A 15,165-nucleotide genomic window follows, 5' to 3' on the forward strand; every position below is an offset into this window, starting at 1 on the left:
CGTGGTTCCTACGCGCGGCGCGGGCTGATCTTCCAGGCGATCGCGAGCGTCAACAGCGTCAGGATGCCGCTGACGAACGCGGCCATCGGGATCGTCAGGGCCAGCGCTGCGGTTGCGGCCCAGCCGATCGAGGAGAAGGCTTCCGCGAAGGTGGCGATGCGGGAGGAGGTCTGGCGCCGGCGGAACTGGCTGCGCTTGGCCTGCGCGCGGAACCAGAGCTGGACCGCGGCGGCGGATGCGGTTGCGATGACGATCGCGATCGCCGTCACCGCGGCCTGCCCCGGCGAGGCGAATGCCAGCGCGGCGACCAGCGGCGCGAAAACGGTGGCGATCGCGAGCAGGACGACCTCGACCTTGGCGCGGGTCACGCGCGACGGCGGCAGCGGCGCGGTCGCCACCAGATCGGGCGCGTCCTCGCCCGAGATGGTCAGCCAGGCCAGTCCGCCGGCGAGCTGGCCTGCGGCCATCACGATGACCGGCGTGATCAGCACGATCGCGGTCGACGTGCCGGAGAAGCTGCGCCACAGCATCAGCGCCGGCGGCAGCAAATAGAGCATCTGCATCAGGCTCTGCGACAGCAGCCATGGATCGCGGCGCAGCAGCAGGAATTCCTTGCGCCGCAGCGCCTGCTGCCGCGAGCCGGTCCGGAACGCGCGGGCGCGTCCCTGCGTGACCGTCGCTGGATTGGCGGCGACGCGTGCGACGGTGTCGGCAAACCGCGGCGCGAACACCGCCATCACGACGCCGAGCAGCACGAGCGCGGTGGCGAGCAGCAGCATCATGATCTCGAGATCGCCAAGCGATGCGCGCGCCGGCCACCAGACGAGGCTGTCGAGGGCGGGGGCAATTCGTGCCGCGGTCTCCGAGGTCAGAAAGGCAAAGCGCGACAGCGTGCCGTAGGACAGCACGGCGACGACCTGCAACGCGATGACGAAGCCGGCGCCGATGACGGCGGAGACGATCTGTGCCACCAGCCGCGTCCGGCCCGGTCCGATCAGGCGAAACAGCAGCGCGGTGACGGCGATCGCCGCGGCAGCCGCCGATAGCCCGATCGCAAGGACGACGCCGAAGCCGGCAAGCCAGCGTGCACCGCCGAGATACACCAGCACGTCGATGAACGGCGTCGACAGCAAGAGCGCCATGCTGCTCACCGTCAGCGCGATCGCGGCGATCCGGATCGAGAAGATGTTGGTGAGTTTTGCCGGCGACGACATGATCAGATCGAGATCGGCGCGGGCGTAGAACACCCGCGTCACCGACTCGATCGCCTGCGAGAGCATCAGCGCCCAGGACAGGAAGATCGTCGCGGTCAGCGCGATCAGCGAGGACGGATCGAGCGGAAACCGCAGGTCGACATAGCGGGCGACCACGGCATAGGCCGGCAGATGCAGGATCGCCGCGAAGATCAGCAGGCCGATGACGGCGCGGTTGCGCCGGCGCCGGCCGCCGGTCATCATCGCCAGCCATTCGCGCCACGCCAGGCGGAATTCGTGGCGGGCGAACCAGGTGAGGTGGGCTGTCGAGCTCACGCGGCGGCCGCCTCGGTATCGACCAGCGCGATGAACATGTCCTCGAGGGTGGTGTCGTTGCGGCCGTTCTGCTCGCGCAGCTCGGCCAGCGTGCCCTCGGCGATCAGCCTGCCGGCCGCGATCACGCCGATCCGGTCGGCCATGCGCTCGGCGACCTCGAGAATGTGGGTGGTCATGATCACGGTGCAGCCGGCGCGGACGCGCTCCTGCAGCAGTCCCTTGACGTGACGCGCCGACAGCGCGTCGAGGCCGGTCAGCGGCTCATCGAGAATGATCAGGCGGGGATCGTGCACCAGCGCACCGGCGAGCGCCACCTTCTGGCGCATGCCCTTGGAGAAGCCCTCGCAGCGCGCGTTGAGATGCGGCTCGAGCCCGAGCGACACCAGGAGATTGCGCGCCGACTTCTCCGATGTGCGGGGATCGATGCCCCACAGGCCGGCGACGAATTCCAGATATTCGAGCGGCGTCAGCTTGTCGTAGATCATCGGCTCGTCGGACACCCAGGCCATGATCTGCTTGGCTGAGACCGGGTCGGCCAGCGCATCGATGCCGAGGATCGACACCGAGCCGGCATCGGGCCGCAATAGCCCCGCCACCATGCGCAGCGTCGTGGTCTTGCCGGCGCCGTTCGGTCCGAGCAGCGCATAGAATTCACCGACACGGACGGTGAGATCGAGCGCGTCGACCGCCGGACGGTCAAAACACTTGGTTAACCCTCGCACGGCGAGTGCGGACAGTTCCGAAGTCATGGTGCGTTGGCGATCCGGGAGTTCGCTCGTCGGTTGCGTAAGCTTGGACAAAAACCGTTTCGGTGCAGTGAATCGCACGGGGCAAATCGAACGCGATATCCGTATTAGTCCGTGCTGCGGCATATCTCCGCAAATGTGATGATACAGCCGGATCAGCGGTTTGTTGACAGGGATCGGCCCTTTTGGCTCAATCGGGGCGGACATAGGCAGCTTTCAGCGCTTCCGACACAAGGGCGCGAAGGCGGGATGCAACGAGCGATCGGGAAGAATCGCCGGGCATCGGGGAGGGAACGATGCTGGACTTTGTTCAGCAGCTCGTCAGCGGCATCGCGCTCGGCTGCGTTTACGGCCTGATCGCGCTCGGCTTCGTGCTGGTCTACAAGGCAACCGAGGTCGTCAATTTCGCGCAAGGCGATTTGATGATGCTGGGCGGCTTTTTCGCCTTCACCTTCATCGGCATGCTCGGACTGAATTACTGGGTCGGCTTCGCCGGCGCGGTGATCTGCATGGCGCTGTTCGGTATGCTGGCCGAGCGGCTGGTGGTGCGGCCGATCCTCGGCTATCCGCAGTTCTCCATCATCATGGCGACGATCGGGCTCGGCTATTTCCTGCGCTCGGTCTCCGGCATGATCTGGGGCACCGATGACTTCAAGATCGAGACGCCGTTCAGCCAGGGCGTCTTGAGGATCGGCAGCCTGGTGCTCGCCTATGACAAATTGTCAGTGATCGCGGCGACCATCATCCTGTGTGCGCTGCTCTATCTGTTCTTCAACCGCACCATGCTCGGTACCGCGATGCGCGCCAGCTCCGAGAACATGCTGGCTGCCTATTACATGGGCATCCCGGTCAAGCGCGTGGTCTCGATCGTCTGGGCGATCTCGGCGGCGGTGGCGACCTGCGCCGGCGTGCTGCTGGCACCGATCACCTTCATCCATTCCAATGTCGGCCTGGTGCTGGGGCTGAAGGCGTTTCCGGCCGCCGTGCTCGGCGGTTTCGGCTCGATCCCGGGTGCCGTGGTCGGCGGCGTCCTGATCGGCGTGATCGAGAGCATGGCCGGCTTCTATCTGCCGCAGGGCTGGAAGGACGTCGCGCCCTACATCGTTCTGCTCGCAGTGCTGCTGCTCAAGCCCGAGGGCCTGTTCGGCCTTCACGTCCGCAAGAAGGTTTGAGGGGTAACGCATGCGGTTTCTCTTCAAGACCGACTATGAAGACGACATCAGGCTGTTCCCGCATTCCGGCTATATCTATTCCTACGGCCTGCTGCTCGCGGTGCTGCTGATCGCGCCCTACGTGCTCTCAAGCTATCTGATGAGCCAGGTCGTCTTCGTCTGTATCTATGCGACCGTCGGCGTCGGGCTGTTGATCCTGACTGGCTTCACCGGACAGGCCTCGCTCGGCCATGCCGCGTTTCTGGCGATCGGTGCCTACACCGCGGCCTATCTGCAGCAATTCAACGTGCCGTTTCCGGTCTATTTCCTCGCCGCGGGACTGTTGACCGGCGTGGTCGGCGCGCTGGTCGGATTTCCGGCGCTGCGGCTGCAGGGCATCTATCTGGTGATCGCCACGATCTCGTTTGCCTTCATCGTCGAGGAAATCCTGGCGCGCTGGGAAAGCGTGACCCACGGCAATGAGGGCATGCGGGTCAAGACCATTCAGCTGCTCGGCACTACGGTGTCGCGCGACGGCCCGACCTTCTATTATCTCTGTCTCGCGGTGCTGGTGCTGACCATCGTCGGCACGCTCAATCTGCTGCGCTCGCCGACCGGGCGCGCCTTTGTCGCGATCCGCGACAGCGAGACCGCGGCGCGCAGCATGGGCATCAATGTCGCGCTCTACAAGGTGAAGTCGTTCGCGATCTCGGCGGCGATCACCGGCTTTGCCGGTGTGCTGTTCGCCCACAAGCTGTCCTTCATCTCGCCCGAGATGTTCACTTTGCAGCTCTCCATCGAGTTCATCATCGTGATCCTGATCGGCGGCACCTTCAGCCTGCACGGCGCGGTGCTCGGCGCGATCTTCCTGGTCATGATCGATCCGTTCCTGACCTACCTGAAGGATGATATGCCCGGCGTGATCAGCGGCGTCGCTGCCACGTTCGGCGCCGGCACGGAACGCGCGGGCCACATCCAGGATGCGGTTGCGGCGTTTGCCTCCGCCAACGGGCTGAAGGGCGCGATCTACGGCATCATCATCGTGGTGTTCGTGTTGTTCGAGCCGCTCGGGCTCTATGGCCGCTGGCTCAAGATCAAGCTCTTCTTCCAGCTGTTCCCGCTGTACAAGCGCGCGACCTTCAAGCGGCAGAAGATCTACGTGAAATCGGAGCGGAACCGATGAGCTATTTCCGCGCCGAGAACCTGTCCCTGCATTTCGGCGGCCTCAAGGCGGTCGATGCCGTCAGCTTCGCGGTCGAGAAGGGCGAGATCCTCTCGATCATCGGGCCCAACGGCGCCGGCAAAAGCTCGATCTTCAACCTGATCTCGCGGATCTATCCGCCGACCTCGGGCAAGATCTTTTTCGAGGATCAGGACATCACCCAGGAGCCGGCCTACGACATCGCCAGGCTCGGCATCGCGCGCACCTTCCAGAACATCGAACTGTTCGAGAATGCGACCGTGCTGAGCAACCTCCTGGTCGGCCGCCATCGCCATTCCACCACCCAGCTCTGGCAGGAGCTGTTGTTCCTGCCGAGCGTCCGGGCCGGCGAGAAGGCGCATCGCCGCCGGGTCGAGCAGGTGATCGAATTCCTCGATCTCGAGCCGTACCGCGACAAGCTGATTTCGGGGTTGCCCTACGGCGTGCGCAAGGTGATCGAATTGGCGCGCGCGTTGTGCTCGGAGCCGAAGCTGATCCTGCTCGACGAGCCGTCATCCGGCCTCAACGTCGAGGAGACCGACGACATGTCGTTCTGGATCCGCGACATGAAGAGCGAGCTCGGCATCACCGTGCTGATGGTCGAGCACGACATGACGCTGGTCAACCGAGTCTCCGACCGCGTCATTGCGCTGAACTACGGCCGCGTGCTGGCGATGGGCTCGCCGTCCGAGGTGCAGCACCATCCCGACGTCGTCGCAGCGTATCTCGGCACATGAGGATGATGCCATGAGCGCAGCAGACATCATCCTGAAACTTTCCAACATCGAGAGCTATTACGGGCCGATCATGGCGATCCGCGGCATCAGCCTCGAGGTGCCGCGCGGCCGGATCGTGACGCTGCTCGGCGCCAACGGCGCCGGCAAGACCACGGTCTTGAAGACGATCTCCGGCATCCTCGATCCGCAGAAAGGCTCGATCGAATTCCTGGGCAAGCCGATCCAGCGCATGGAGGCCGACCGGATCGTGCGGCTGGGCCTCAGCCATGTGCCGGAAGGACGCGAGGTGTTTCCATTCCTGTCGGTGCGCGAGAACCTGATGATGGGCGCCTATCTGCGCAAGGACCGCGACGGTGTGGCGCAGGACCTCGAACGCGTCTATGGCTATTTTCCACGGCTGAAGGAGCGGCTCGGCCAGCCGGCCGGACAGCTTTCGGGCGGCGAGCAGCAGATGCTTGCGATCGGGCGGGCGCTGATGAACCGGCCGACCTTGCTGCTGCTGGACGAGCCGTCGCTCGGGCTGTCGCCGATCCTGGTGAAGGAGATCTTCACCATCATCCGCCGCGTCAATGAGGAGCAGGGCATGTCGATCCTGCTGGTCGAGCAGAATGCCAAGATCGCGCTGGAGACGGCGCATTACGGCTATGTGCTGGAGATCGGCCGCGTCGTCATGAACGACACCTGCGAGCGGCTGTTGAATTCGCCCGATATCCAGGAATTCTACCTCGGCGCCAAGGAAGCGGGCGCGCGGGGCGAGCGGCGCTGGAAGAAGAAGAAGACCTGGCGTTGAGGGCTCGGCGTTGAGGGCTCGGCGTTGAAGTCGGCGCCGAAAAAGGTTGGCGTCGACTAAAGTTGGCCGAGGAAGGTTTGGCGCTGAGAGCGAGTTGGAGCTAGATTTCGGGCCTGCTTCGCGAACAAGACCGGCATTCCAGCCGGCGGGTGAGGCAAGCGGCAGAGGAGGGAGCGCGCATGGCAGGACCAGCGGTGCTGACGGTTGCCGACACGATCGCGAGGAGCTTTCTGCTCGCGGTGCGAACGCGTGGCGACAGGCCCGCAATCCGCGAGAAGAAGTTCGGCATCTGGCAGCCGACCAGCTGGCGCGAATGGCTGCAGATCTCCAGGGACATCGCCTTCGGCCTGCATGCGACCGGCTTCCGCCCCGGCAACGTCGCCTCGATCATCGCCAACGCGGTGCCGGAATGGGTCTATGCCGACATGGGCATCCTGTGCGCCGGCGGCGTGTCCTCCGGCATCTATCCGACCGATTCGGCGGCGCAGGTCGAATACCTCGTCAATGATTCCCGCACGCGGGTCATCTTCGTCGAGGACGAGGAGCAGCTCGACAAGGTGCTGACCTGCCGGTCGCGCTGTCCGACGCTGGAAAAGATCGTGGTGTTCGACATGGAGGGCCTCTCCGGCTTCTCCGATCCGATGGTGCTGTCGCTCGCCGAATTCACGGCGCTCGGCCGCAATCATGCGCAGGGCAACGACGCTCTGTGGGATGAAATGACCGGCAGCCGCACCGCCTCCGATCTCGCGATCCTGGTCTATACGTCGGGCACCACAGGCCCGCCCAAGGGCGCGATGCACTCCAACCGCAGCGTCACGCACCAGATGCGCCACGCCAACGATCTCTATCCCTCGACCGACAGCGAGGAGCGGCTGGTGTTCCTGCCGCTCTGCCATGTCGCCGAGCGGGTCGGCGGCTACTACATCTCGCTCGCGCTGGGCTCGGTGATGAATTTTGCCGAGAGCCCGGAGACGGTGCCGGACAATCTGCGCGAGGTGCAGCCGACTGCATTCCTCGCGGTGCCCAGGATCTGGGAGAAGTTCTATTCCGGGATCACCATCGCGCTGAAGGACGCGACCCCGTTCCAGAACTGGATGTACGCCCGGGCGCTTGCGATCGGCAACCGGATGACCGAGTGCCGGCTGGAGGGCGAGACGCCGCCGCTGTCGCTGCGGCTCGCCAACCGCGCGGCCTACTGGCTGGTGTTCCGCAACATCCGCCGCATGCTCGGGCTCGACCGCTGCCGGATCGCATTGACCGGCGCGGCGCCGATCTCGCCGGATCTGATCCGCTGGTATCTCGCGCTCGGCATCGACATGCGCGAGGTCTACGGCCAGACCGAGAATTGCGGCGTCGCGACCATGATGCCGGCAGACCGCATCAAGCTCGGCTCGGTCGGCAAGGCCGCGCCCTGGGGCGAGGTGATGATCTGTCCGAAGGGCGAGATCCTGATCAAGGGCGACTTCCTGTTCATGGGCTATCTCAACCAGCCGGAGAAGACCGCCGAGACGATCGACGCGAAGGGCTGGCTGCACACCGGCGATGTCGGTGCGATCGACAATGAGGGCTATGTGAAGATCACGGACCGGATGAAGGACATCATCATCACCTCCGGCGGCAAGAACATCACGCCGTCGGAGATCGAGAACCAGCTCAAATTCTCGCCCTACGTCTCCGATGCGGTCGTGATCGGCGACAAGCGGCCGTACCTCACCTGCCTGATCATGATCGATCAGGAGAATGTCGAGAAATACGCCCAGGACCAGGATATCCCCTTCACCAACTACGCGAGCCTGTGCCGTGCCCGCGAGATCCAGGACCTGATCCAGCGCGAGGTCGAGGCGGTCAACGCCAAGTTCGCGCGCGTCGAGACCATCAAGAGATTCTACCTGATCGAGCGCCAGCTCACGCCCGAGGACGAGGAGCTGACGCCGACCATGAAGCTGAAGCGCAGCTTCGTGAACAAGCGCTATGCGGCCGAGATCGACGCCATGTATGGCGCGCGGGCGGTTGCGTAGAGCATGATCCGGAAAAGTGTGAAGCGGTTTTCCGAATAGATCATGCTCAAGGAGAGAGGCGACGACGAGGAATTGGCGAGGGAGCGAGCAGGCCCGACCCTTCGCTCAACATGGGCCATGTAAGGAGGAGACTGCAATGTCGAAATCGCTGAAGGCGCTGGGCCTTGCGGTGAGCGCGCTGGCGCTGACCTGCCTGCCGGCCGCAGCCCAGACCAAGGTCACCAATGAAGGCATCTCGCCGACCGAGATCGTGATCGGAACGCATCAGGATTTGTCCGGCCCGATCAAGGTCTGGGGCGTCCCGGTGTCCAACGGCATGAAGATGGCGGTTGAGGAAATCAACGCCAGCGGCGGCATCAACGGCCGCAAGATCAAGATGATCCTGGAGGACAATGGCTACGACCCGAAGAAGGCCGTGCTGGCCTCGCAGAAGATGGTCGAGCGCGACAAGGTGTTCGCGATGATCGGCCCGATGGGCTCGCCGACCGTGCTCGCCGCGCAGGACATCCTGTTCGACGCCGGCGTGCTGCAGCTGTTCCCGCTGACCGCCGCCGAATTCACCTTCAAGTTCGATCCCGCCAAGCCGCAGGAGCGGCTGAAGTTCAACAACCTGCTGCCCTATGTCGAGAGCACGCGCGCCGCGATCAAATACATGATGGAGTGGAAGAACTTCAAGAAGCCCTGCATCATGCACCAGGACGACGAGTACGGTAAGAACGTGCTCGACGGCTTCACCCAGCAGCTCGGCGCGATGAAGGTGCAGCCCGCCTCGGTCACGAGCTACAAGCGCGGCGCCTCCGACTTCTCGGCGCAGGTCGCCAAGATGAAATCCGACGGCTGCGATCTCGTCGTGCTCGGCACCGTGATCCGCGAGACCATCGGCGCGATGAACGAGGCGAAGAAGCTCGGCTGGGACGTCACCTTCCTCGGCGCCACGCCGACCAACGTGCTCGAAGTGCCGGCGCTCGGCAAGGAAGCGGTCGAGGGCCTCTACGCCGCGTCGGGCTTCGAGATTCCCTACGAGGACACCGCCAAGGGCAAGGTGAAGGACTGGCTGGTCAACTACAAGAAGATGTTCAACAGCGAGGCCAACACGCAGGCGATCATCGGCTACAACGCGGTGATGACCTTCGCCTTCTACGCGCAGAAGGCGGGCAAGGATCTCACCGGCCAGAAGATGCTCGACGCGCTGGAGTCAGGCGACAAGTTCCTCGACATCTTCAGCTCGCCGCCGACCAAGTTCTCCAAGACCGATCATCTCGCCAACACCATCACCCAGGTGCAGCAGGTCAAGGGCGGCCGCTGGGTGCTGGTGAAGGATAATTTGATGTTCTGAGAGGCGGTCCACAACTCCGTCATTGCGAGGAGCAGAGCGACGAAGCAATCCATCCCTCCGTGGAGCGATGGATTGCTTCGCTTCGCTCGCAATGACGCAAAGGTAACTTGATTGTCGTGCTCAATTCACCGCCGCCACGCGGCCTCGGTGACGAGCGGTGCATCGACATAACGGCTGACGCCGTTCTGGTCGATCACGAAGGTCGGCCGAAAACTCCTGATGTCGGCGTCCTCGATCATCGCCATGCGGCGGTTGTCGAGCGTGAGCCAGTGGCCGTCGAGCCGCGCCGCGACCACGGCATGGTCCTCGCCACCGAGCAGGTCATGCATCACGACGATGCGCAAATCTCCCGGCGCGACGCCGGCCTTGCCGAGCGCCACGAATTTCGCGATCGCATAGTCCTCGCAATCGCCGCTTCCTCGAGCAAACGTGGCGAGCGGCGTGGCCCAGACGTCGGGCTCGCCATAAGTCGCAAGATCGCTGCCGGGGCGGATCGCCAGATTGATCGCGCGGTTGATCTCGCCGAGACGGGCGCGACCGGTGCGCGCGCGTCCGGCATCGACGATCGCCAGGAATCGCAACGCCTCCGGCGACGCACACCCCGCGCGATCGCTTTCGCAGGCTGCGAGCTGCACCAATTCGTCGGCAAGCTGGCGCTGCACGCCGAGCCATTTGTCGCGCAGGCCGCCGCCGGCAAGCAGGCTGGTCGACAGGCCGAACGGCTCGGTCGACTTTCTGAGCAGTGTCGCCGGGCCGGGCGAGAGCACCGAGGCGGCCTTGAGCTCGGCAATCGGCGCGGCCAAGGCCAGGCCGAAGCCCAGCATGACGGCGCGCAGCGCAAACGAGCGAAGCGAGTTACCCATGTGACACCCCCTGTCCGCTCATCGACGGGTGGATACTGCACCGCGCACGCGACCGGATCGTTTCATACCGGCAGCATGGCCAACGATCCCTTCGAATCGACTTAAGATGTGGGGAAACCGGACAGGAGGCTAAAGGGCCTGTGCTCCGGGTCCCGAAAACTTTACCGGTTTGTGAAACGAACCGGCGAACCTTTTTCCACCGCAAAACGCCTCATCGTTGCCCTCTGGTTAGCCCGGCCGGTCCGCGCACGGGATAGCTGCGATTTGTAAGCCAGGTCACAGCTTTAACCGGAAAAATGGGGTCAGATGCCCTCTCGGGGCTGCGGGGAAATAAAGGCAAGTAGAGAAATGCCAGTCAATACCACGAATACGTGGCTCAGTACCCATCTTGGCTTGAATCCCATCTCATGGTACCGTCAGGTAAGTCCGGACTACACGACTCATGAGAGAGTGAGCCAAGTCACACCCGCTCAAACCGCGCAATCAGAGCACCTTGCGAAAGCACAGGATGGTTTCGCCAAGCTTTATCCGATGATATGCAGGCGTAATCATTCGGGTATTCTACCAATATTAACCTTCGTGCGGTGATCCGCAGTGAACTTTGTCGAGAAATTCGACGGCCATTTGCCGAACGCGGACGCTTATGCCCGTGGATCGGTGCATGTCGACAGCGTTTCCACGCACGCTCCGCCCGGCGCGATCACGGTCGACGATGGGCAATTGCTGTTCACCGGCGACTTCAAGCGGACCGGGCTCGATCTCGTCATCTCGAAGGACGACCGGGAACTCGTCCTGCACGACTACTTCAAGGGCGGGAAACACGCGGCCCTGGCGTCGCCTGAAGGCGCGCATCTCACCGGCGACCTCGTCAACGCGCTCACCGGCTACACGCAATATGCCCAGGCCGGCGGCGCGGTGGAGCCGGCGAAGGTCATCGGCCACGTCACCAAGCTGGCGGGCAACGCCACCGCGATCCGCAATGGTGTCGCGATCGTTCTGAATCAGGGCGACAACGTCAACAAGGGTGACGTGGTGCAGTCCGGCGGCGACTCGACGCTCGGCATCACCTTCATCGACGGCACCGTGTTCGGTCTCGGACCGAATGCCAAGATGGTGCTGAACGAGATGATCTACGACCCGAACGGGTCGAGCAATTCGTCGCTGATGAGCCTCGTCTCGGGCACGATCTCGTTCGTTGCCGGCGCGACCGCCAAGCATGGCGACATGAAGGTCGATACGCCGGTCGCGACCATGGGCATCCGCGGCACCGCGGTGCTGGTCGAGATCGATTTCGACGTCCAGGGCGCGGGTGGCGTGCCGCCTGCCAAATTCCAGGTGCTGGTCGAGCCCGACGGCACCACCGGCTCCTACATCCTGTTCGACAAGACGACGCTCAATCCGATCGCGACCGTCGATCAGGCCGGCACCCAGACCATCGTCAACGGCCAGGGCAGCGTCAGCTTCGTCTCGTCGGCGCAACTGTCGACCGATGCGCAGAAGCTGATCTCCGATGTCTTCGCGCTGAAGTTCACCGACAATTCGAATCCCAACACCAAGCTCACGACGAACTTCACGGACAGCGTCGTCCCGGTCACGATCGGCCTGAAACTCGCGACCGGCGACGCCATCGTGCCGATCAGCTTTCTGCTGGGGTTGACCAACAATCCCGGATCGCAGCCCGCTCCCATCAAGTCCGACCACATCGCCGGACCGCCGCATGTCGTGACCCAGAATGGGGCGATCACCGAACAGGCGGGGCTGACCCACAGCGCGCTGCCCGACACGGTGAACGGCCAGATCACCTGGGTGGACGTCAATCTCGGCGACAAGCCGACTGCAACCATCAACTTCAGCACGTTCAGCTACCACGACGCCGGCGGCAACGACGTCACCTCGTCGCTGACGGCGGCGGAACAGGCGGCCATCGCGGCCGTCGAGGTCCCGGTGCTGCTCGACCCCAATCCGCTGAACAGCAACATCGGCTCGGCGACCTGGACTTACAGCCTTTCCGACGGCGCGTTCGATTTCCTCGCCGCCGGCGAAACGCTGACGCTCACCTATATGGTGCGCGTCGATAACAACTACGCGCTGAGCAACGAGACCGCGTTCAAGACCATCACCATCACGATCACCGGCACCAACGACACGCCAGTCGTGACGTCCTCGGCACAGGTCGGTTCGATCACCGAACTGCCGTGGACGACGAATTCCGCCGTGCCCGATACGGCGCATGGCACGGTGACGTTTACCGATGCGGATTTGACGGACGCGCATACGGTCGCCATCACCGGCGTCACCGCGACCGGCTTCACGGGCGGAATTCCCAACCAGGCCACCATGCTGAGCTGGCTGTCGCTGGGCACACTGACCGATTCGACCGACGGCGTGACGGGATCGCGCTCCTGGACGTTCTCGGCTGCCGACAAGAGTTTCGATTATCTCGCCGCCGGCGAGACGCTGACGCTGATCTACACGGTCCAGATCGACGACCATCATGGTGGCGTCGTCACGGTCCCGATCACGATCACGATCGTCGGCACCGACGACAAGCCGGTGATCACCTCGCCGGCCCAGGCGGCCGCCATCACCGAGGCCGAGGGCGTGACCGGTTCGGTGAATCCGGATAGCGCGTCCGGAACCGTGACCTTCACCGATGCCGATCTCAGCGACACCCACAGCATCACCGTGGCCAGTGTCACCGAAGCGGGCGTGACCACCGGGCTCCCCGATCAGGCGACGATCCTGAGCTGGCTCTCGCTCGGCACGCTGAAGGATACGACCGGCGGCGTGGCCGGATCCAATGCCTGGACGTTCTCGGCCGCCGACAAGAATTTCGACTATCTGGCGGCCGGCGAGAAGTTGACGCTGACCTACCTGATCCAGGTCGACGACCACCATGGCGGCGTCGTCACCCAGCCCGTCACGATCACCATCACCGGCACCAACGACACCCCGACATTCACGTCGGAACCGTCGACCACCTCGGTGCCCGAGGCGATCGGCGAGACCGGCTCGACCAAGCCGGACTTGGCCCAAGGCGTGGTGGCGTTTGCCGACGTCGATCTCAGCGACACCCATACCGTGTCCATCACCGGTGTCGCGGAATCCGGCACGACCACCGGCCTGCCTGAGGACAAGTCCACGGTCCTGAACTGGTTGTCGCTGGGGACGCTGACGGATTCGACCGGCCATGTGAACGGATCGCAGGCCTGGACCTTCTCGGCCGCGGACCAGAATTTCGACTATCTCGCCGCCGGCGAGACGCTGACGCTGACCTACACGGTTAAGATCGACGACCATCATGGCGGCGTGATCAGCCAACCGGTCACGATCACGATCGTCGGCAGCAATGACGCGCCAACCGTCACGTCGGAGCCGCAGACCGCCACCATTCCCGAGCAGACCGACACGACGGGTTCATCCAAGCCGGATGTCGCATCGGGCGTGGTGGGATTTGCCGATGTCGATCTCAGCGATACTCACACCGTGTCCGTCACCGGCGTGACCGAATCCGGGGCGACGGCGGGCCTGCCCGAGGACCAGTCCACCATCCTGAACTGGCTGTCGCTGGGGACGCTGACGGATTCGACCGGCCATGTGAACGGATCGCAGACCTGGACCTTCTCGGCCGCGGACCAGAATTTCGACTATCTCGCCGCCGGCGAGACGCTGGCGCTGACCTACACGATCCAGATCGACGATCATCATGGCGGCGTCATCACCCAGCCCGTGACGATCACGATCAACGGCGCCAACGACGCGCCGACGCTGGCCGACGTCAATGCCGGCACGCTCACCGATACCGCTGCTACCGACACGTTCGGCCCGCTCACCGGCGCGCTGCACGGCCATGACGTCGACGACGGCGAGACCGCGACGCTGACCTATGCCGCCCTCAATGCGGACCACGTCGCGGTCAACTCGCCGATCGCGGGCCTCTACGGCTCGCTCACGGTCAACCCGGACGGCACCTACAGCTATGTTCCCGACGCCGCCGCGATCAACGCGCTGGCCAAGGGCACCTATGCCGACACGTTCACCGTCGAGACGATCGATGCGCATGGCGTGCCCGGGACTGCGACGCTGACGGTCGATGTCGTCGGCGCCAACGACGCGCCGGTGATCCATACCGACAACATCAGCATCACCGACAATCCCAACGGGACCGAAACGATCTCCGGCCTGACCGTCACCGATGTCGATGCCGGCGCCAACGAGACCTTCACCCTGGCGGCCGCGACGAACCCCGGTTCGGGCAGCAGCGTCGCGCCGCCGGTGCTGCTCGGCCATCTCCCGGATCTCAACACCGCGCTCGGGTCGCCGGGCCTTGTCTACGACCCGGGCCAGACCCCGCCGGCGACCGACAAGATCGCGCTCTCCGTGACCGACGGCCATGGCGCGAGCGATACGGTCAACCTGATCTTCAACGTCCAGCAAAATCCGCCCCAGCCGGTGACGCTGACGGGCACCAGCGACAAGGACGTGTTCTTCGGATCGGGCTATCAGGACAAGTTCGTGTTTGCGCCGAACTTCAACCACGACACGATCCTGAACTTCACGCCGGGCCAGGACCAGATCGACCTGTCCACGGTCGTCTCGACAAGCACCTTCAGCAGCTGGTTCGATCAGAATGTGACGACGTCGCCGACGAATTCGGCGGATACGCTGGTTACGATCGACAGTGCAGACACGATCACGCTGCATAATGTCGTGAAGGCGAGTTTGTCGCAGAGCGACTTCATCATTCATTATACGTGATGGCGTCGACCCCCTGAAAAAGCCGGCTGGATCCTG

The 15,165-nt window shown here is 64.0% G+C and carries 10 protein-coding genes; 7 read left to right on the forward strand and 3 right to left on the reverse strand.

Annotated features, from left to right (window positions below):
* Positions 1-8 precede the first annotated feature (8 nt).
* Together AC066Y_RS12545 and AC066Y_RS12550 are read right to left on the reverse strand one after the other, a co-directional pair.
* Positions 9-1,529: a permease gene (locus tag AC066Y_RS12545; RefSeq protein ID WP_478274135.1), complete on the reverse strand. Its 1,521-nt coding sequence runs from the start codon at positions 1,527-1,529 to the stop codon at positions 9-11.
* On the reverse strand, positions 1,526-2,278 hold the full coding sequence (locus tag AC066Y_RS12550) for an ABC transporter ATP-binding protein (RefSeq protein ID WP_478274136.1): 753 nt from the start codon (positions 2,276-2,278) through the stop codon (positions 1,526-1,528). The genes AC066Y_RS12545 and AC066Y_RS12550 overlap by 4 nt, the downstream gene beginning before the upstream one ends.
* Positions 2,279-2,571: 293 nt before the next feature.
* On the opposite strand from AC066Y_RS12550, the gene AC066Y_RS12555 reads away from it, so the two are divergent.
* The 6 genes from AC066Y_RS12555 to AC066Y_RS12580 all read left to right on the forward strand — a co-directional run bounded on the left by AC066Y_RS12555 (position 2,572) and on the right by AC066Y_RS12580 (position 9,508).
* The gene (locus AC066Y_RS12555) at positions 2,572-3,447 is read left to right on the forward strand and encodes a branched-chain amino acid ABC transporter permease (RefSeq protein WP_478274137.1); all 876 of its coding nucleotides are present in this window, start codon (positions 2,572-2,574) and stop codon (positions 3,445-3,447) included.
* 10 nt (positions 3,448-3,457) lie between these two features.
* Positions 3,458-4,609: a branched-chain amino acid ABC transporter permease gene (locus tag AC066Y_RS12560; RefSeq protein WP_478274138.1), complete on the forward strand. Its 1,152-nt coding sequence runs from the start codon at positions 3,458-3,460 to the stop codon at positions 4,607-4,609.
* Positions 4,606-5,364, forward strand: coding sequence for an ABC transporter ATP-binding protein (locus AC066Y_RS12565; protein ID WP_478274139.1), 759 nt, complete (start codon positions 4,606-4,608; stop codon positions 5,362-5,364). The genes AC066Y_RS12560 and AC066Y_RS12565 overlap by 4 nt, the downstream gene beginning before the upstream one ends.
* A 10-nt stretch (positions 5,365-5,374) precedes the next feature.
* On the forward strand, positions 5,375-6,154 hold the full coding sequence (locus AC066Y_RS12570; RefSeq protein WP_173640269.1) for an ABC transporter ATP-binding protein: 780 nt from the start codon (positions 5,375-5,377) through the stop codon (positions 6,152-6,154).
* Positions 6,155-6,333: 179 nt separating this feature from the next.
* Positions 6,334-8,172, forward strand: coding sequence for an AMP-dependent synthetase/ligase (locus AC066Y_RS12575; protein ID WP_478274140.1), 1,839 nt, complete (start codon positions 6,334-6,336; stop codon positions 8,170-8,172).
* A gap of 136 nt (positions 8,173-8,308) precedes the next feature.
* Positions 8,309-9,508: an ABC transporter substrate-binding protein gene (locus AC066Y_RS12580; protein WP_092119682.1), complete on the forward strand. Its 1,200-nt coding sequence runs from the start codon at positions 8,309-8,311 to the stop codon at positions 9,506-9,508.
* A gap of 125 nt (positions 9,509-9,633) precedes the next feature.
* On the opposite strand, the gene AC066Y_RS12585 is transcribed toward AC066Y_RS12580, so the two are convergent.
* A complete protein-coding gene (locus AC066Y_RS12585) occupies positions 9,634-10,371 on the reverse strand; it encodes a transglutaminase-like cysteine peptidase (RefSeq protein ID WP_478274141.1) in 738 nt (245 codons plus the stop codon).
* Between the two features lie 594 nt (positions 10,372-10,965).
* Between AC066Y_RS12585 and AC066Y_RS12590 the strand changes: the two genes are divergently transcribed.
* Entirely contained in the window at positions 10,966-15,129 is a 4,164-nt protein-coding gene (locus AC066Y_RS12590) for a VCBS domain-containing protein (RefSeq protein WP_478274142.1), read from the forward strand.
* Positions 15,130-15,165: the final 36 nt, after the last annotated feature.

This window comes from Bradyrhizobium sp. USDA3010, from assembly GCF_056429065.1.

What these genes read in the sequence shown, in the direction of transcription:
- AC066Y_RS12565 (WP_478274139.1), top strand. Translation starts at nt 4,606, where the DNA reads ATGAGCTATTTCCGCGCCGAGAACCTGTCCCTGCATTTCGGCGGCCTC.
- AC066Y_RS12585 (WP_478274141.1), bottom strand. Translation starts at nt 10,371, where the DNA reads ATGGGTAACTCGCTTCGCTCGTTTGCGCTGCGCGCCGTCATGCTGGGC.
- AC066Y_RS12550 (WP_478274136.1), bottom strand. Translation starts at nt 2,278, where the DNA reads ATGACTTCGGAACTGTCCGCACTCGCCGTGCGAGGGTTAACCAAGTGT.
- AC066Y_RS12570 (WP_173640269.1), top strand. Translation starts at nt 5,375, where the DNA reads ATGAGCGCAGCAGACATCATCCTGAAACTTTCCAACATCGAGAGCTAT.
- AC066Y_RS12580 (WP_092119682.1), top strand. Translation starts at nt 8,309, where the DNA reads ATGTCGAAATCGCTGAAGGCGCTGGGCCTTGCGGTGAGCGCGCTGGCG.
- AC066Y_RS12575 (WP_478274140.1), top strand. Translation starts at nt 6,334, where the DNA reads ATGGCAGGACCAGCGGTGCTGACGGTTGCCGACACGATCGCGAGGAGC.
- AC066Y_RS12555 (WP_478274137.1), top strand. Translation starts at nt 2,572, where the DNA reads ATGCTGGACTTTGTTCAGCAGCTCGTCAGCGGCATCGCGCTCGGCTGC.
- AC066Y_RS12560 (WP_478274138.1), top strand. Translation starts at nt 3,458, where the DNA reads ATGCGGTTTCTCTTCAAGACCGACTATGAAGACGACATCAGGCTGTTC.